The organism is Bacillus sp. WC2507 (assembly GCF_052656125.1).
In genome coordinates, this window is sequence record NZ_JBQXPN010000001.1 from 4,514,666 (window position 1) to 4,532,680 (window position 18,015).

The 18,015-nt window shown below is 33.0% G+C and carries 22 protein-coding genes and 3 pseudogenes; 6 read left to right on the forward strand and 19 right to left on the reverse strand.

Features of this window, described 5'->3' with window-relative positions:
• Positions 1-112: 112 nt before the first annotated feature.
• The gene (locus ACUN28_RS23810) at positions 113-658 is read left to right on the forward strand and encodes a TetR/AcrR family transcriptional regulator (RefSeq protein WP_016088955.1); all 546 of its coding nucleotides are present in this window, start codon (positions 113-115) and stop codon (positions 656-658) included.
• A 56-nt stretch (positions 659-714) separates the two neighbouring features.
• Here ACUN28_RS23810 and ACUN28_RS23815 read toward each other — a convergent pair whose 3' ends face one another.
• The 15 genes and pseudogenes from ACUN28_RS23815 to ACUN28_RS23885 form a co-directional block, all read right to left on the reverse strand.
• Positions 715-855, reverse strand: a complete 141-nt coding sequence (locus ACUN28_RS23815; protein ID WP_016088956.1) for a hypothetical protein — start codon at positions 853-855, stop codon at positions 715-717.
• Between the two features lie 48 nt (positions 856-903).
• A complete protein-coding gene (locus ACUN28_RS23820) occupies positions 904-1,434 on the reverse strand; it encodes a hypothetical protein (RefSeq protein WP_016088957.1) in 531 nt (176 codons plus the stop codon).
• 26 nt (positions 1,435-1,460) lie between these two features.
• Positions 1,461-1,705 (reverse strand): annotated as a pseudogene (locus ACUN28_RS23825) (DUF7660 family protein).
• Between the two features lie 26 nt (positions 1,706-1,731).
• A pseudogene (locus ACUN28_RS23830) lies at positions 1,732-1,932 on the reverse strand (hypothetical protein); the annotation flags it as partial.
• A 313-nt stretch (positions 1,933-2,245) separates the two neighbouring features.
• On the reverse strand, positions 2,246-3,250 hold the full coding sequence (locus ACUN28_RS23835) for an ABC transporter permease (RefSeq protein WP_016088960.1): 1,005 nt from the start codon (positions 3,248-3,250) through the stop codon (positions 2,246-2,248).
• A 1-nt stretch (position 3,251) separates the two neighbouring features.
• Complete coding sequence (locus ACUN28_RS23840) at positions 3,252-4,130, reverse strand: ABC transporter permease subunit (protein WP_016088961.1); 879 nt, start codon at positions 4,128-4,130, stop codon at positions 3,252-3,254.
• 144 nt (positions 4,131-4,274) lie between these two features.
• Positions 4,275-4,457: a hypothetical protein gene (locus ACUN28_RS23845; protein WP_001104600.1), complete on the reverse strand. Its 183-nt coding sequence runs from the start codon at positions 4,455-4,457 to the stop codon at positions 4,275-4,277.
• Positions 4,458-4,462: 5 nt separating this feature from the next.
• Positions 4,463-5,053 carry a MauE/DoxX family redox-associated membrane protein gene (locus tag ACUN28_RS23850; RefSeq protein ID WP_016088962.1) on the reverse strand — a complete coding sequence of 197 codons (591 nt, stop codon included), beginning with the start codon at positions 5,051-5,053 and terminating at the stop codon, positions 4,463-4,465.
• The gene (locus ACUN28_RS23855; protein ID WP_016088963.1) at positions 5,050-6,855 is read right to left on the reverse strand and encodes an ABC transporter ATP-binding protein; all 1,806 of its coding nucleotides are present in this window, start codon (positions 6,853-6,855) and stop codon (positions 5,050-5,052) included. Before ACUN28_RS23855 ends, ACUN28_RS23850 begins: the two co-directional genes overlap by 4 nt.
• Positions 6,856-7,448: 593 nt before the next feature.
• On the reverse strand, positions 7,449-7,610 hold the full coding sequence (locus tag ACUN28_RS23860) for a hypothetical protein (protein ID WP_000073170.1): 162 nt from the start codon (positions 7,608-7,610) through the stop codon (positions 7,449-7,451).
• Between the two features lie 401 nt (positions 7,611-8,011).
• Positions 8,012-8,215, reverse strand: a complete 204-nt coding sequence (locus ACUN28_RS23865) for a hypothetical protein (RefSeq protein ID WP_016088965.1) — start codon at positions 8,213-8,215, stop codon at positions 8,012-8,014.
• A gap of 112 nt (positions 8,216-8,327) precedes the next feature.
• The gene (locus tag ACUN28_RS23870) at positions 8,328-9,860 is read right to left on the reverse strand and encodes a fatty acid--CoA ligase family protein (protein WP_016088966.1); all 1,533 of its coding nucleotides are present in this window, start codon (positions 9,858-9,860) and stop codon (positions 8,328-8,330) included.
• 161 nt (positions 9,861-10,021) lie between these two features.
• Complete coding sequence (locus ACUN28_RS23875; protein WP_016088967.1) at positions 10,022-10,450, reverse strand: hypothetical protein; 429 nt, start codon at positions 10,448-10,450, stop codon at positions 10,022-10,024.
• Between the two features lie 153 nt (positions 10,451-10,603).
• On the reverse strand, positions 10,604-11,593 hold the full coding sequence (locus ACUN28_RS23880; protein WP_016088968.1) for a lipoate--protein ligase: 990 nt from the start codon (positions 11,591-11,593) through the stop codon (positions 10,604-10,606).
• A gap of 9 nt (positions 11,594-11,602) precedes the next feature.
• Positions 11,603-12,337, reverse strand: coding sequence for an MBL fold metallo-hydrolase (locus tag ACUN28_RS23885; RefSeq protein WP_016088969.1), 735 nt, complete (start codon positions 12,335-12,337; stop codon positions 11,603-11,605).
• A 179-nt stretch (positions 12,338-12,516) separates the two neighbouring features.
• Between ACUN28_RS23885 and yhfH the strand changes: the two genes are divergently transcribed.
• Positions 12,517-12,645: a protein YhfH gene (gene yhfH, locus ACUN28_RS23890; RefSeq protein WP_000567010.1), complete on the forward strand. Its 129-nt coding sequence runs from the start codon at positions 12,517-12,519 to the stop codon at positions 12,643-12,645.
• Between the two features lie 39 nt (positions 12,646-12,684).
• Here the strand turns inward: yhfH and ACUN28_RS23895 are convergent, their stop codons facing one another.
• On the reverse strand, positions 12,685-13,698 hold the full coding sequence (locus ACUN28_RS23895) for a LacI family DNA-binding transcriptional regulator (protein WP_016088970.1): 1,014 nt from the start codon (positions 13,696-13,698) through the stop codon (positions 12,685-12,687).
• Between the two features lie 197 nt (positions 13,699-13,895).
• On the opposite strand from ACUN28_RS23895, the gene ACUN28_RS23900 reads away from it, so the two are divergent.
• Both ACUN28_RS23900 and ACUN28_RS23905 read left to right on the forward strand, forming a co-directional pair.
• Positions 13,896-14,837: a helix-turn-helix transcriptional regulator gene (locus ACUN28_RS23900; protein WP_016088971.1), complete on the forward strand. Its 942-nt coding sequence runs from the start codon at positions 13,896-13,898 to the stop codon at positions 14,835-14,837.
• 84 nt (positions 14,838-14,921) lie between these two features.
• Positions 14,922-15,422, forward strand: coding sequence for a DinB family protein (locus ACUN28_RS23905; protein WP_016088972.1), 501 nt, complete (start codon positions 14,922-14,924; stop codon positions 15,420-15,422).
• 116 nt (positions 15,423-15,538) lie between these two features.
• On the opposite strand, the gene ACUN28_RS23910 is transcribed toward ACUN28_RS23905, so the two are convergent.
• Positions 15,539-16,048 carry a GNAT family N-acetyltransferase gene (locus ACUN28_RS23910; RefSeq protein WP_016088973.1) on the reverse strand — a complete coding sequence of 170 codons (510 nt, stop codon included), beginning with the start codon at positions 16,046-16,048 and terminating at the stop codon, positions 15,539-15,541.
• Between the two features lie 133 nt (positions 16,049-16,181).
• On the opposite strand from ACUN28_RS23910, the gene ACUN28_RS23915 reads away from it, so the two are divergent.
• Positions 16,182-16,535 carry a PH domain-containing protein gene (locus ACUN28_RS23915; RefSeq protein WP_016088974.1) on the forward strand — a complete coding sequence of 118 codons (354 nt, stop codon included), beginning with the start codon at positions 16,182-16,184 and terminating at the stop codon, positions 16,533-16,535.
• 26 nt (positions 16,536-16,561) lie between these two features.
• Here ACUN28_RS23915 and ACUN28_RS23920 read toward each other — a convergent pair whose 3' ends face one another.
• The gene (locus tag ACUN28_RS23920; RefSeq protein ID WP_016088975.1) at positions 16,562-16,867 is read right to left on the reverse strand and encodes a DUF2087 domain-containing protein; all 306 of its coding nucleotides are present in this window, start codon (positions 16,865-16,867) and stop codon (positions 16,562-16,564) included.
• A gap of 36 nt (positions 16,868-16,903) precedes the next feature.
• Positions 16,904-17,096 (reverse strand): annotated as a pseudogene (locus ACUN28_RS23925) (hypothetical protein).
• Between the two features lie 182 nt (positions 17,097-17,278).
• Between ACUN28_RS23925 and ACUN28_RS23930 the strand changes: the two are divergent.
• Positions 17,279-17,992: a hypothetical protein gene (locus ACUN28_RS23930; protein WP_016088976.1), complete on the forward strand. Its 714-nt coding sequence runs from the start codon at positions 17,279-17,281 to the stop codon at positions 17,990-17,992.
• The last annotated feature ends 23 nt before the right edge of the window (positions 17,993-18,015 follow it).

An 18,015-nucleotide genomic window follows, 5' to 3' on the forward strand; every position in this document is an offset into this window, starting at 1 on the left:
GTGTATATTTATAATAAAGCGAGCAACCACTTGTTTCAATGACCACATTTACGCATTTGGGTGATAATACACACATAACGAAATATGTGTATCAATACCGGAGGAACATCATATGGAGAAAATCGATAGAAGAATTATAAAATCACAAAACGCCATTCAATCCGCATTTATCGAAATGTTAATTGAAGATGGCTTTGATGAAATTACAGTAAAAAACATTACAGAAAAAGCGAACATCGGAAGAAAAACTTTCTACCTACACTACCTAGATAAATACAATTTATTAGACAAAATTGTGGACGACCATTTAAATCAATTAAGAGAAATATGTGATATAAAGCAAACAAAAGGCTATATAGAAGGAACTATCATATGGTTTGAATACTTCAAAGAACATAAACCATTTTTTACATCGTTATTTAGAAGCAACAGCACATTATCATTTCAGAAAAAGTTCCTAACGTTCATCATGGGTGAACTAGAGAAAAAATTAAATACAAATACCTCATTAAATAAAAACATTGATACACACATCGTTTTAAAGTTTTTAGGAACCGCTGTCATGGGCATTTTGGAATCTTACGTGTTGGATGAGATTGATAATGATGTTGAGTACGTTGCGAAGCAGGTTGGGGAGTTGATGAGGAGGAATATATAACGGTTATGAAAAAGTGCACCCAGATTGTTGGGTGCATTTTTTACATTTTAACGCCTTTATTTTAATCCGTAATATTCCTCGATATCATCATCCAAATCATCCCATGCTACAGACATGATTGGATATGTTTCTTTTGATGGTACTTCTATATTTTTATGTACGAGGTGAATACGTTCTTTCGGATCAATCGTCTTCAAAAATACCTACTCCTGATACATACATTTTTGTACCTCAACTTGGTAGATTTATAATAAATTAAATGCCCCTTCACTAGGATAAACCTGTATATAATCTTCCTCATCATTCACATAAGCAATCTTCACACCATCTAACAACTGCTGGTTTTTCAATTCCTCTAGCGTTGTTTGCAGCGCTTTATCAACATCAATTACAAAAGTAAATATGTTAATTGTCACGCTACCAATATCTCCACCATCACAATGTCCATTTCCAGACCAGCCTAATGCTTCATCCATAACCTCTTGAACTTGATGGCGCTTTTCCAATGCTTCTTCCAACTGATCGTCTGCATACTCATATTGCAAAACAAATTCTATCAATTCTTCCTCATCGAGTTTCTTATACCCATCTGCTAACTGTTCATCTGCTAAGTCTTTCATTTCTTTTTCAACACGCTGAAATGGATAAAGTTCTATTTCATACATTTCACCTGTATCACCAACACAGCCACAATGTACAATTAAAGTTTTCTCATCTTCTCCCCATACTTCCCAGTACAACATTTTATCTTTTTCTTGCTTAATCAGTTTAATCATATAGTCGCCTCATTTTAAAATTTTCATTACTCATAAAAAGATCCAACTAGTAATACCATCGCTTAAAAATTCCATGAGGCATCTCTTCACCTTTATTTTGAAAAGCACCATCACAATCATTTAGCCATGCTTCCATCGATTCTAAGTAATCTGCTAACGTTATATTCTCCCAATCTCCTTGATTTTCTTTGAAATCTTTTTGAAGATAAAATAAGAATTCTACTAGTTTTTCTTTTGAATCTACACCATCAGCTAAATCGTAAATATCCATTTCGTTACTCCTTCTATCTAATACATTTAGCTTTCTTTCCATATCACTATCTCGACATTATACTCATTTTTTAAAAAAGAAAATGCACTTCTCATAGACTCATTTACTACAATAAGGCTAGAATGAATTAATCCTCTTTGAGCCTCATCATATCCAATGAAATGTAATACTTCTTTTGTATATAACATGAAATCTTCTAATTCTATTTGCACACCAAAGTCCCAATTTTATAACTATATCCTCCAGCATCAAGAATCGATCCGGTACTTGAAATGTTGTAGAATCAAGGATCAGAATACGTTCAACGGAAGCAGAAAGAGCAAGAGAGGTAGTAGCGATATAACCCTTCAGGAAAATAAAGACAACTTTTGATTTTGATGCATATTCGTAAAAAGCACGTTACTATTCTCATTAACATAAAAAAATAGTAACGTGCTTTCACCTTCAAGAATAGTCTCAATCCTTAAGTTATGGATATGTGATGGTACCTCTTATAGAAAAGGTTAGATATACCTCTGAATATACCTAATCCTTTCTTTGCTATTTGTCATCATAGAGTGTAAATGAATTAGCCGGGAGTTGTTGTGTAAAATTAGGAGTATTGAGTTGTTCTATTGGTTCTTGAGATGTTTGTTTCATGTGTCGTTTTTCAAATGCTAATTGTATCCTTTGTAGCATAATATGTGCTGTAATAATAGTCAGGATGAAAAATGTAATAGGAACCATTGGAATCCAAGGTTGAACAGAGAGGGAACGAAAATAGAGACCAATTAAACCTGACCATTCATTGCTAACTGACTCAGCTTCATTTCCGTAGAAAAGAATTGTACCACCAAAAAATAATTCTAAAATACCAAAATGAGAGAAAATGATTAAAGTTTGTACAAATTGTTGCATCATGACAATGATTAGAATAGGAAATATATTTGGAAATATGTGTTTTATAGCGAGATGAAATTTGCTTCCTCCTAATATTGTAGCAGCTTCTATAAATTCTTCGTTCAGTATCTCTTTTGTCTCTTTTGCAAAATAAAATATAAGAACGGGTAAAGCGAGAATGACTAAGACTATGATTTCAAAGGATGCTCGTTCAAAGAAAGAGGGAACTGGAGACCCGTTTTGAAAACGCAATACTGTATCAAGAATAAAGTAACCAATGAGGGTCATTGGAACAACTGTAAAACAATCAAAGAGAGCTTCAAGTGTCTTAAAACTTTTTCTTACATAAAAAGCGAAGAATAATCCAATTGCTAGCCCGATAAATGTTCGTAGAAATGCTATCAATAACGATATACCAATGGTCCATTTCGCTCCATCTACTACTCTATGTAATAAATCAAATCCCTTCATATCCGTACCTAACAGAAAAGTGAAAGAAGGGGGAAATGGTGCCGCTTGTACATTACCACTTTCATCATATAGAATAGATGTTTGGCGAACTTTCCCATCAAAGAATATGGAATTTCCAATGCTTACTATGATTAATAGAAGCAAAAAGGATATACAAATTATGAAATACTTATCTCTTTTTAAATGGGCCCACATGTTAAGATTCTCCTTTCAGTTCATCAGGTATGAAAATATTGAAAAGCTTAAAGACAATAAAGATAGGAATGTAAATTAAAAACAATGTAACGCAAAATATTTCAGGTGCTGGTTCTAATTCGGTATTATACGTTTTTAAAAATGTGAAAATACCTTGAACATTGAGTAAGTATTCAATAATGTATAAATTAGATAACATATACCAAATATTTGTTTTTGAGAAGTAGAGAGTACTTAAAAAGACGTTTCTTAGAACGTGACGATTGAGAATATAAAACGTGTCAAATCCTTTGGCGCGTGCTAGCAAGGTATAATCTTTTTGTAATTCATTTTCAAAACGTAGCAATAGTAGTTTGTTAAACATAAGAATAGTTGGAAAACTTAAGCAAATAATTGGAAATAGTAAGATTGAGTTGTCTTTTGTACCAGCTATATTTGCGATTAAAAAGTTTGTCTGTTTATAAATCCAAACGACAAGTAATTGGAGACACAAAATAATAAAAATATCGGGAATTGCTTCTAATAGTAAAAAAAATGATTTTATTCTTTCTCTTTTTTTTACAGGGAGTAGCAACAAGGCATAAGCAGTCATAAAAGAAACTAATACGGAAATAAAAAGAGCAGCTAAAAAGATAATAACCGTGTTTCCATATTGAATTAGAATTTGAGGAAATAGGGGTTTTGCAAATTTCGTGTAAGTTAATGGATCCCACCCTATTAATTTAGAGGTGACGTCCGTAAGTGTGTGCAGGTAATTGTTAAAGTCAATCTTCATCCCAATAAATAAGTGCGGTAATGTGCCGATAAATATAATGATAATAAACGATAAGAATAGGTGGAACGGTATCGTTAAATATGTTTGTGCAGAAATTTTTTTCATGTTAGCCTAACCTTTCCTATAAAGTGAAGCTACCATCAGTAGAGATTCTCTACTGATGGTAGCCTAATGAACTAGTTTTTACAACAAATTCAGGAAAAAGAAACACTTCATATACTTGAATTGACAGGGGAAAAATTTTATTTATTAGCTTTTCATTAACTCTTCTTTGTTTATCTCCATATTTGTCTTAGCAGAATTTTTAAATTCGATTATATTTACTTGATTTTGGAATTTATTCAAGAAGTCTGTTACTAACCTAATTAACAAAAAGAAAATAATCATTTGGATAATCATGCAAGCCCAAAGTAAATAATCCGTCCAGTTCATATCTTTCACTCCTTTATTTGTTTTGTAAGATATAAAAAATGATTCATACTACGATAAATTGTGAATGTTGAGTTTAAAATTGCTATTAATAAAACTAAGAATGTTGATAAAAGTATAGAGAAGATTCCATTATGATTGAAAATTAGTGATATATCCTTTTCATATATAAGAAGAGATTGCAAGCTGAAAAAATCTGTTTCATTTTTAATAAGGAAAATAATTAATCCTACTAAAAAAATATTGCGAAACACTAAAGTCCAAGATAAGTTATGATCTCCTACAATTCCACCACATCCGCAAGAAATATTGGTTCTCTTCCTATATAAATTAACAATGATTCCTATTGTATACATAATTAATAAAAGTAAAAGTATAGCGCCTACCCAAAGCTGTAATAATCCTAGAATGAGTGAAATGGAACAAATTAACGCAAGGCTTACTTCCATCCTAGAAAAGAATTTTATGAATTTTTTGGGGAGGATTTTATATTCCCCTACAATGACAACGTGTTTGCTAAAATGTAATAGTTTACTAATAGAGGACGATAGAAAAAGAGTACCTATTAATATCCTTAAAATTAAGATAATTTCATTCATATTAAAACCTCATCAAGTTTATTTTGATATAGAGTTGCTTGGGTTGTGTATAATTCATAGTATTTCCCTTTTTTTAGGAAGAGCTCTTCATGAGTGCCGAACTCAACTAATTCACCATTGTCTAATACAACAATTTTATCTGCTAATTTAGCTGCAGACATTTTATGAGAAATCATAATTGTAGTTTTCTGGTTGGTCAGTAATTCAAATTTATCAAAAATTTCTCTTTCTGAAATAGGATCTAACGCAGCAGTTGGCTCATCTAGAATCATGATATTACCATTTTTAAATAACGATCGAGAGATTGCTAATTTTTGCCATTGACCTCCTGAGAGCTCTTCACCCTCTTGTAAAAATCTCCCTAATGGAGTGTTGTATGCATTCGGGAATAGTTGGATATCTTCATGGATTCCTGACTGCATAGCTACATTTTTTAGTTTTTCATCATTATTTATTTCGGAAACATTACCAAGAGCGATATTTTCTCTTATGGTTAAATGGTACTGAATAAAATCTTGAAACATTACTGTCGTGTGCTCTCTTAAAGAATGTAATTGAATTTTGTTAATAGGTATATTATCAAAATATATATTTCCAGATGTAAGTGGATATAGTCCAAGCAGGCATTTTATTAATGTAGTTTTTCCAGATCCATTATGACCGACTATTGCTATCTTTTCATTAGGTAATATAGAAAAAGATACATTTTGTAAAATTTTATTTTTATTATTAGGGTATGAAAAAGATACATTTTCAAAGCGTATGCCATATTGTAAAACACTAGGAAATGGTACTTGTTCATCGGTATTTATTTCATCCTCATCTAGTGAATCGATATAATGAAAATAGTCATATATATATAATACATCCTCATATAATTGAGCCAAATTAGCTGAAATGTTATGTAATGCATTTTGTGTATTATGTACTGCTTGTCCTATAGAAACGAAGTCACCAATTTTAACAGCAGATTTTTTAATGAGCCAAATAATAATTCCGGCCGAACCGCAATATGAAAGAGCTACTAGCAAATCTAAGAATATTTCCGCTTTACTTTTGGTTTTTAAGAAATTTAAAGAATAACTCATATTTTTATTATATTTTTTTTCCCATCTTTGTATGAAGTACGTATGTAGGTTAAAAATTCTAATTTCCTTAATCGTATCTTTTTGCATTAACAAGTTCTCTATATAATTTGTCTCCCTTAAGAGGGGAGTAGTTTTTTTTGTGAGTTCAAATCCTTGTTTACCAAGATATGATTTTATGAAAAGAGCTGGAAAAAAGGTAATACTAGCAACTACAGCTAAACTCCAATGAATAGAGAGTAAAAAAATAATTAAAGATGAAATGGTTATTAAAGATTGTGCAATTAAAAATAAATTGTTAATTGGTGATAGTAGACGTCTACCAGTATTTGATTTTATTCGATTGGTATAGTTATAAAAATCAGGATTATCAAAATATGAATACGGTATTTTAAATGTCTTATAAGCAATTTCTTCAGTTAAAAATTTAGTGAGCTTAAAGCGCATATTTTCGTCAATATAATACTGTAATTGTTTAATGATAGTTTCAATTAATAATAGCAAAAATTGTAGTACAAGCAGAGTAATAGCTAATGTATAATTTTTATTTTCACTTGTAATGATGGTGGATACATTGTTAACAAGTTCTTTTGTAGTCCATATTGTAGCCACAGGTAACATCCCTAAAATAATCATGAATATGCTAGAAAAGCAAAACCAAATCTTATTGAGTTTCCAAATTAGTTTAATAGTTCTTAGTATGTAAGTAATGAACATATAAAAAACCCTCACTTTTTCTTCTTTTAGAGGACATTGTCAGATATTGGAGAAAACTTAGTAATAGTAGCTTCAGAATTGATACGTATAAATGTCGGGAAAACAAATATTTGTAATTGTTTTTTTTGAATCTCAGATAAAGGAAATATCGGAATCTTACAATGTGCTGGAATACTATTATTAAATTGATTGTATAAATCTGGGGTTTCGGAATATAAATATATTATTAGGTTATGTGATTTGTGCTTATTTTTATGAATAATTTCATTTAATTTTTCATGACATATTTTACATGATGCGGCCATTAACAAGATAATAGATTCATCATGGGTGGAGTAGGAATTTGGTAATTGTAATATATTGCTAATATCTTTTTTTATTAAGGAGTTTGATTTTTTCTGAATAAATTTTGGTTTGGGTAATAGAGCGAGCGCTTTTTTCAACTTACTAATTTGTATAAGTAGAACTAATAGAAAAATTAACCATATGAAAAATAGTAGAAGATATATAATCATATTAAACGCCTTTCTATCTTTAATTTAATAGGATTCAAAGCTAAGAATTTTATATTCTTAGCTTTGAATTTTACACTTTTAGCAACAACCAACAGCAACAAAACGTCCGTTACCATAATGACGAAGTAATGTGCGACGGCTTGTACCACAATAACTATCATAGTCACAGCCTTCTTCATAATATTGTGGACCAACAACCTCATTTTTTACCCCAAATAATTTTGCTAAAACATTACTCATACTAACAACCCCTTTGTAAAGTATTGGTAATACATTACAAATTTTAGCAATAAAAGACAGAATATTCAATATAAATAAAATTTTATCAAGTTTTTTAGTTTATAGTACATTAATTATAAAAAGAACCCATTTCACAATTATTTCTTTTCCTATTTGCCAGTTTTTCTAGTAGAGAAGACGTTAAATTACAGCACAGTTATTCAAAAAAATAGTTATAATTCATTTTGAATAGAAAGATTTATAAATTTTCTCAAGTTTTTTCAGTTTATAGCAAATTAATTATAAAAAAGAATCTGGTTCACAATTGTTCTTTTTCTATTTGTTAATTTTTACAAATAAAAACATTGAATTAAAGTGGAATTCTTCAAAAAATAGTTAAAATTCATTTTGAATAGAAGGATTCATGCAGTATGAACTTTCCTTTCTAAATAATCGATAGAATACGAGCTTGATGGATCCACTAAATCACCTATCGCACCTGAAAGATGATCAATGACTTGCTGCAAAATTTCTAAGTTTTTCTTCTCACTTTCAGCGTTCATTTCATCCATAATGTCACAAATAAGATATTGCACTCGCCGCAAGCGTAATTCCTTTTGCTCCACGTATATCTCCTCCTTATTAGTCATATTACGGTTTAAATATATGGGATTATAGCTTAACCAATGCTAAAAAATACAAAGGCAACCATCTTCAGAAAGATGGTTGCCCCTATTTTTAAACTTGCATCGCTTTTTCTCTCAAAGCTCTTCTTAACAACTTACCTGTCGTATTCTTTGGTAACTCTGTTAAAAACTCGATACTCATTGGCACTTTATATTTCGCTAAATGTAACGTGCAATAATGCATAAGTTCTTCTTCTGTTACGCTCGTTTGTTTTAGAACGACGTAAGCTCGTACTGCTTCTCCTAAGTTTTCGTCCGGTACGCCAATTACGACAACTTCCGCTACAGATTCGTGCGTGTACAATACTTCTTCTACTTCACGCGGATATACGTTATAACCACCAACTAGGACGATATCTTTTTTGCGATCAACGATATAGAAGTAACCTTCTTCATCCATTTTCGCTAAGTCACCTGTATATAACCAGCCGTCTTTTAATGTCGCAGCTGTATCTTCTGGCGCGTTATAGTATCCTTTCATCACGTTAGGTCCGCGAACAATTAATTCACCGACTGCACCGACAGGTACTTCTTCTCCAAGTTCGTTCACAATTTTATTTTCTACATGCCAAATATTTGTGCCAATTGAACCTGGTTTACGCGGACGATCTAGCGGATTGAAACAAGTAACTGGTGATGCTTCTGATAAACCGTACCCTTCTGAAACAATTACGTCAAAACGTTTTTCAAAGTTTTGCAGAAGAGCAACAGGCATTGATGCACCACCTGAAATACAAAGGCGAAGCGTCTTCACATCTTCTGCGCTCGCTTCTTCAAATAAATATAAATAATTGTACATTGTCGGTACACCAGCAAAAATCGTTGGTTCGTACGTACGACAAATACGGAATACTTCTTTCGGACTAAATTTCGGTAACATTAAAATCGTTGCCCCGTTCACAATCGGCGCATTGACCGCCACTGTTAAACAAAATACATGGAACATCGGCAGTGCCGCAACGACGCGATCGTCACCAGTATATTGTAAATACGACGCCACATCGCTCGCATTACTATATAAATTTTTATGTGTTAACATAGCACCTTTTGGTTTTCCAGTTGTGCCTGAAGTGTATAGAATAACCGCTACATCTTCTTCATCTAGCTCTGGGCCTTCGTAAGTTAAATCTCCAGCCCCTATCATTCTGGTAAACGTTTTCATTTTTCCGGTTTCTGTATGGTTAAAATCTGATGAGGTTTCGCATATAATGATGTTTTCTAATGAAGGAAGTCTTGTTGTAAGAGATTGTATAACAGGTAGAAGGACGTCGAGTACGATGATTGTTTTTACATCTCCATTTTGTAAAATGTAATGCATTTCGTCTGCTGTATAAATTGGATTAACTGGAATGACAGTTGCTCCGGCTTTCATTGTTCCGTATAAACCGACCAAAAAATGTGGTGAATTTCCAACAACTAATGCGACATTGTCCCCTTTTCCAATGCCCATTTCTGCTAAATTGTTAGAAAACCTTGTGACCATTTTGTTTAATTGGTCATACGAGACCGACTGATCCATAAATATATAAGCCGGTTTATCCCCCTTTTTTTTCGCCGTTTCAGCCAAAGATTGAACGAGATTCACACAAACCCCACCTTTATAAAATTTAGAATATTTAAAAATTCTAAATTAATTATATTAAAAGAAAATTAAAGTAGCAAGTGATATTCTATTAACTGCATATACAAGGATCACCTCCTCTTAGTTTACTTTGGAAGGATAAGGGGATTTTGTTTGCAAGTAATTTATGAAACTAGACCAGAAATCATTTTAGGATAATATGCATTCATCTTTTCTCTAAGTTTATTAAGTTCCTCTTTATTTAACGTCGTATGCTCTCCAAACAAGTTGATCGCGTCCGCTCCATCTTCATGAAAATACACCGTAACATATAATGTCGGTAACCCTGTATTGTCTTCATCTATTGAAAAAACGACATCTGGTGTCTTATTAACAGTGCTGAATGTTTCATTTCTTTTCCACTTCTTATTTTGAAACATGTCTTGTATTTCCTGTATCTTTCGTCTGTTATCTGTATGCGTAAAATATATAACATTATCTTTCGCTGGCTTTCCAATCGATAAAAGTATGCGACTTGAGGACGTTTCATCGTTACAAGCTGTCATTCCGATGACAAAGCTAAGCAATAATACAACGTACATTACCCTTTTCATTTCGATCCGCCTCCTTTTGAATATATATATTCCTTTGTAAGGGGCAGATGCCCTGTGATTTTATGGTAAGTGAAATTATATCGACTTACCGAAAAAACATGACAATCTACGCAAAAAGAAAGAGGCTGCCAGTTATGACAGCCCCTCTTATTTTTAGAAGAACAAATGTAAGAAATCTTCTGTTGTAATATTACCGAAGTAGCGTGCGATATCTACGCCTTCTAAAGCTACAGTGAATGCATCTTTATCAAATTGTACGCCTGTTAGACGTTCTTCAATGTCATGCACATCTAGTGAACCGAAGAAGTCACCGTAAATTTTGCATTCTGTTACTGTTCCTTTTTTCACTTCAAGACGAACGTCAACTTGTCCAACTGGGAAGCGGTGTGAATGTTGTAAGTTGAACTTCGGAGATTTTCCGTAGTTCCAATCCCAATTTTGGTAGCGTTCTTCAGAAAGTTTATGGATTTCCTTCCAATCATTTTCTGTTAATTCGTACGTTGGAATTTCTGTTTCTCCTTCGAAAATTGTTTCTAGAAGAAGTTGTCTAAACTCTTCTGTCGTCATTTTTTCGTTTAAGAACTCTGTAATGTTCGCAACGCGGCTACGGATTGATTTAATGCCTTTTGATTGAATCTTATCCATTTTTACTTTTAACGCTGATACGACGTGATCGATTTCAGAGTCAAATAGTAACGTACCGTGACTGAACATACGACCTTTCGTTGAGAACTGCGCGTTACCTGAAATTTTTCTACCTTCAGCTAAAATGTCGTTACGACCACTTAGTTCTGCATTTACTCCTAATTTACCAAGCGCTTTCGTTACAGGCTCTGTGAATTTTTTGAAGTTGCTGAAACTGTCTCCATCATCTTTCGTAATAAAGCTGAAGTTTAAGTTTCCTAAATCATGATATACTGCGCCTCCGCCTGATAGACGACGAACGACATGAATGCCTTTTTCTTTTACGTAATCTGCATTAATTTCTTCTACTGTGTTTTGGTTTTTACCAATGATAATGGAAGGCTCGTTAATGTAGAACAATAAATATGTTTCGTTAATATCTAAATTCTTCACACAATATTCTTCAATTGCTAAGTTTATTCTAGGATCTGTAATCCCTTTATTATCAATAAATAACATCGTATCACCTCATGAGTTCCATACGTAGCCACTATGCGCTAGCGTAATATGGCCACTGAAAATTTGTTTTGCTTCTGTTACTAAATCAGATGGATTGCCTGTATGCGGTAAGTGCGTTAATAAAAGTTCTTTTACATTTGCATCTTTCGCAATACTTGCTACTTCTGTACTATTCATATGCCCTGCTTTTGCAGCTTCTTGATGTGCATACATATTACACTCACAAATGAAAAGATCAGCATCTTTTGTGAATGGAATAAATTCAGGAATATAACTTGAATCAGCACTGTATACTACAGCGTCACTACCAGCTGTAATACGCATCGCAAAGCATGTAACAGGATGAACAGTTTTTAAGAATGAAATCGAGAACGGTCCAATTTGAAGTGTTTCTTCTGGATTGTACGCGATTCCTTTCGTATGTGGTTCATGCGTTAAAGAATGGAATCCATTCTCGTCAAACGTATGACCGTATATTGGTAATTCCGGTAGTTGCCCCTTTGTCGCACTCGTAATTAATCTCGCATATTGCAATACCCCAATGTCTGCAACATGATCGTGATGATAGTGCGAAAGTACAACTGCATCTATATCAGATGGTGTTATATATTTTTGAAGCTGTGCTAGTACACCACTGCCACAGTCTACAAGTAAACGAAAACCATCGTGTTCAAACAAATAGCCCGACGTTGCTTCTCCCGCTTCTGGAAAGCCGCCCCAAAAGCCGACAACAGTCATTTTCATATGTATCCATCCTTTCTAAACCGAGTAGGAATGCATGTTTCACTTACATCCTACATTGTTAACTATAATCCATTTCCTAAACTTTTTCATTAATTTTCACTTTTGTTATAAAACAGTTATTGACTTTTGTTTTTTGTACTAATACAATGATAGTAAGAAATGGAAATGGAGGGATTGACATGATCGATCAACCAATGGAGTTTTTCAGAAATTTACCGACGAAAACTTGTGCGCACTGCGGGAAAGAAATTGATGAGCAACACGAAGCATACCATAACAAATGTGATGACTGCGTTCACGAAGAATAGTAGTTTATGAACATAAAAAAACCTAGCAGACATAGTCTACTAGGCTAATAACATCGTATCCTTCATCGTTGAACCTTTCACCAAGAGCTCCAGTTCAAACTCATACAATTCTTTTTTTCGATAATTTTTCGTATGGATTTTATCCATCATCAGGTCGACAACTTTTCGGGCCATCTCATCGATTGGCTGTTCAATTGTCGTAATACCTGGCTCTGTAATCTGTGATAAAATTTGATTATCAAAACCAATAACAGCGAGATCATCTGGAATACTCCAATTATGGCGTTTCGCCTCTGAAATAATTCCAGCTGCTACCTCATCGCCTCCTGCCAAAATCGCGGTAGGATTTTTTTTGTCCTTTAATACTTCATGGAATATTCTCTTTCCATCATCCCAAGAGAAAGCGTTTTCAAGAAAATCGATCGCTTCTACTTGGCGGCTCTTCTCCGTTATGGCACGTAAAAAGCCCATTTTTCGCTGCTGGCTAACTACTTTGGTTTCGTTACCACGGCAAAAAATAAGATTACGATATCCTTGTTCTAACACATGCTTAGCAGCTATGTATGCTCCTTGCGCATGATCAAACTTCACTGTTGGAACATTTGCTTCCTCAATATATTCATTACATAACACAATTGGACCGTGCTGTAAGTATGGCTCTACATCTTCCCACGGATTTTCTAGTGAACATAGAATAATCCCATCTACTTGTTTCGTAGATAATAATTGTAAATACTCCATCTCTTTTTCTGGTAAATATCTTGTTTGACAAATAATCAGTTTATATTTATGTTCAGAAGCAGCAATCTCGATTGCTTCGATAAATCTACTGAAGAAAGGATTTGTAATCCTTGGAACGAGCACCGCAATTGTTTCCGTCTTTTGTTTACGAAGCCTTCTCGCCGCAGAATTAGGAACGAAGCCTAAGTGCTTCATTGCTAATTGAACCCTTTTTTTCTTCTCATCTGAAACATATGGATGATTATTAATCACCCTAGAAACCGTTGTCCTTGATAACCCCGCTAATTTCGCCACGTCCTCTATAGTCGACACGAAATTCTCCCCCTTTGCATGAAAACGTTTTCTTAAATTGATTATATAGTATATTATTGGAAACTGCAATATGGGTTGTTATGATTTTACTATATTAATATTATTCATAGGGAAAAGTCTGTTAATGGGAGGGGAATTTATACTACTTTTAGAACTTTACAGTAGGCATATTTACTAAAGATAAAGGGAGATATTTCATGAATCGGACGGATCGTTTATTAGCTATATTAATTGAATTACAAAGAAGACACACTGTTACAGCACAAAGCTTAGCGGAAAAATTTGAGACAAGTATAAGAACTATTTATCGAGACATGGATGCACTTAGTGAATCTGGCGTCCCACTTTTCGCCATGCCCGGCCACGGTTATTCATTAATGGATGGTTATTTCTTACCCCCCATTCAACTTACGCCTGAAGAGGCTGTTACTCTTTTATTAGGCGGTGATTATATCGAGAAAACTTTCACTTCTTCTTTTGCTGTACATGCACGATCAGCAAAAGAGAAACTTGAAATTGTTCTCCCTGCTGATCAACAAAAGAAAGCCCAGGAATTACGAGGAACTTTTCGTTTCCTTTCTCCTATATTCTCACATCAGCAATCTGAACAAGAAACACTAGAAAATCAACTTCTCCTATTGCAAGAATCTATTCAAAAAGAACAAGCTATCTCTTTTTCTTATCGTAAACCTAGGGAAACTACAAAAATACAGCGGGCCGTTCATCCTTACGGTTTAGTCAATATTTCGGGAATTTGGTACATCGTTGCCTACTGTTTACTTCGAAAACAAATACGTAATTTTCGTTTAGATCGTATGGAGGAATTACAACAAGAGCAAGAATTCTTTACGAAACCGAAAGACTTTTCTTTACAAAACTATCAACCTGAAAATAATCGCACTGTTATGATTCATTTATTGTTTCCATCTCATATTGCACATAAAATTATTGAATCACGATATTATTTTATAGATTCATATGAACATAGAGATAGCGGTTTTCACGTTTTTTTGAAATCAAGAAACATAGACGAAGTATTTCAATGGGTATTAAGCTGGGGAAGCCAAGTACAAGTACTTGAGCCAAAAATTCTTTCTGAGAAAATCCGTGATGAAGCAAAAAAAATGTTAAAACTGTAATTTCACTACTGACATAATGCTGTCAGTATCTCTCCTTTATAGTAGGTATTAACAAATACATTTTCATAAAAAGGAGTTAGTGATATGAAGAAATTTGAAGAGTTAGCAACGTACTACATAGAGGAATTAGAAAAGTACTCTATAGAACAATTTAGGATGAAGCCTTCTAATGAGGAATGGTCTCTCGGTCAAATGTATAATCACTTAATTTCAGCTACACGCATGCAGTTAGATGCAATCGCAAAATGCAGAACTGAATTACCTTCTGTAACTAACAAGAAAACAGATATGGGAGAAAAGGTATATATGATGGGAGCTTTCCCAGACATAAAAATCAAATTACCAGATCATCCTGGATATACGCCTGAAAACCCAGCTAATAAAGAAGACGTACAGAAACAGATTCTAGAATTAATTACAATTGTTAAAGACATTGAGCCAACGCTTTCTTCTATCTCTAGTGATTGTAAAGTCGAACATCCTGGGCTTGGTTACTTACATGCAGCAGAATGGTTCCAGCTTATTTCTATGCATTTTGCACATCATTTACGTCAGAAAGAAAGATTGGAACTTAAGGTTTGCTAAGTGTTAACATTTCCACTAAAAAGAGACTGCCCATATTGGCAGTCTCTTCACTAAAATATGCACCGCCTATACAATTCATAAATTCCCACTTGCTATCAATAGAAGACTCCTCTTTTTTATTCAATATAAAAACACATCAATACGTCATCTCCATATGACCCATCTTCATATTTAATTTGCTTTCTTTGTCTGCCTTCTTCTACAAATCCCATACGTTTGTACACCTTAATCGCTCTATCATTAACAGAAACTACGCCTAAGCAAATTTTCTCTAAACCTTTCTGCTCTTTAGCCCAACTAATAAGAAATTCAATTAGTTTCGTACCAATGCCTTGATTACAGTACGCCTCCCTTATCCCCATTCCCATTGTACCTGCATGTCGTAAGCGTTCTAGTTCATATCGATTGAAAATTAAAAAACCAACCACTTTTTTATCAACTTCATAAACTATGTAAAGATTACCTTTTTCATTACTTTTCCGTATCTTTTCAATTTCTGCATTACTATCATTTGGTAATTTATTTGGAGATACTATAAAAAACTTTGTAGTAGTTTCCAATAGTATAATTTCTTTTCTAATATCTATAATTGATTCTGCATCAATCTCTTTTGCAAATCGTATCACTAAATCACCTCGTACCTTTTTCTTTAAAAAATAACATTAAAACTATATAACGCTCAAAATGCAACATTACATATTGAGAATTTTTCCACTTTTGATACAATATCTTTACATCTATATAAAAGGAATGTATACAATGAATCCAATTTTAACAGCTGCAAAACAACTATTACATAAAGAAGAAACAATTTTATCTACTTTAAATTGTTCACTTACTGGCTATATAATTACGCATAAAGTTCCGCATCCAGGCATGCTACTTGCTACGAATGGAAGACTTCTCTTTTTTAGCCAATATAAAAACACATTCATTGCCGAATTTGATTATGAAAAAATTCTATCCATAGAAACGAAGAGAAGAATCTTTGATAAAAAAATAATATTTTACTATGAAGATGAATATATCACGCTGGGATACATTACAAGTTCAAATATTGAAGAATTCATAGACTTACTACGCAGAAAGTGCAAGACTAGTACGAGCTCATAATCAGTGGGGATCCCCCTGCTGATTCATTATTTTAACTCCTCCCACTTCACCCAAACTTCTCTCCCATTTATACGGTACGTATTATCCTCTCGATCCATAAACCCGTGCACAATAAACTCACGTCTAATCGTACAAAAATCATCATGGTATTGTTTTATAAATGTATTCATTTCTTTTTCCGTATATTGATTTCCAGCGTTTAATTTGCTAATTAAATGCTCTAACAATACTAGTTTTTTCTTCTTTTGACCTGGAATCGATTTTAAACGATCCTCTTTATCGAAAAAGTTACGGATAGTCGTATCCCTAAATTTCATTTCACTTTCAGTCATTTTATTGTCCCCCATTGATTTTTATACAATAAAACTTTATTGTTTGTCCTTACTATTCTTCTTCATTCTTTCACTTACAACATCCATAAAGTAATACCCACTAATTAGCACATAGTAAACTACAAGTATTCCTAGTGCATCTTTCATATTTATATATTTTTCTTTGTGAAACAAGAAAGATGATTAATGGATTTAAGATAAAATAATAAATAAGATTTCCTTTCATCATATCAACTCCCCTACCCTATGTTTCTCTGTAAATTGTTGTAAGTCCTTTTCACTTTTACTCCTCTCCTCCACACTTTTTTAATTTATTCATCATTTTTATAATTGTAACTTATTATTCAAATCAATAATTTCATATGGTAAATTATGTTATAATTAACTTATACATACTTTGGAGGGTACATAGTGAAAAAAGCTATTATAGTATTAAGCATCCTATATCTGATTTTAACTGTACATACAGGAGCTGTTCTTTTAGGAAAAGAAGATTATAGAAATGCTATCAATACATTAAAAAAAACGGAAGAAGTCTCTTCATTTCAATCTGCAAAAGACGGTGTAATTTTATTAAAAGGGACGTTAACTACTGCGCAACCTATTACAGAAGAAAAACTTCAAAATAAAGAATTCGCACTCCTTGAAATTAATACGTATAAACGCCGAAAGGCAAATTGGATAAACATTGATACTGAGCAGCATATTGCAAAGCAACTCTTATTAAACAATGAAACTCTTCCTACATTAAAAGAAATCCGTTTTTCAATGGAGCCAATTACACTGTTAGGAAAAGATATTTCTGCCGAAGATTACTCACTAAAAAAGGATGATACTCAATTAACAATTAAAGGTAAGGGCTACCGATATACAGGAATAGAAAACAAATCAGATACTCTTATTTTTGGTATAAAAAAAGGAGATACACTTGAAGGCTATAGTGGCTCAGAAATTCTAATAGGAAAAACAAAAGAGGATATTGCCAGGAACATGAAACTATATACTTTTGCTGAAAGATATGGTCCATTTGTTTGGATTGTAGCTACTATTCTCCTCATAAGTGTTGGTATACACTTGTTCCGTAAAAATAAAAAAACAAATAAAATTTCTCATCCAATAAAATAAAACCGATAAAAAAGGCACCTTTT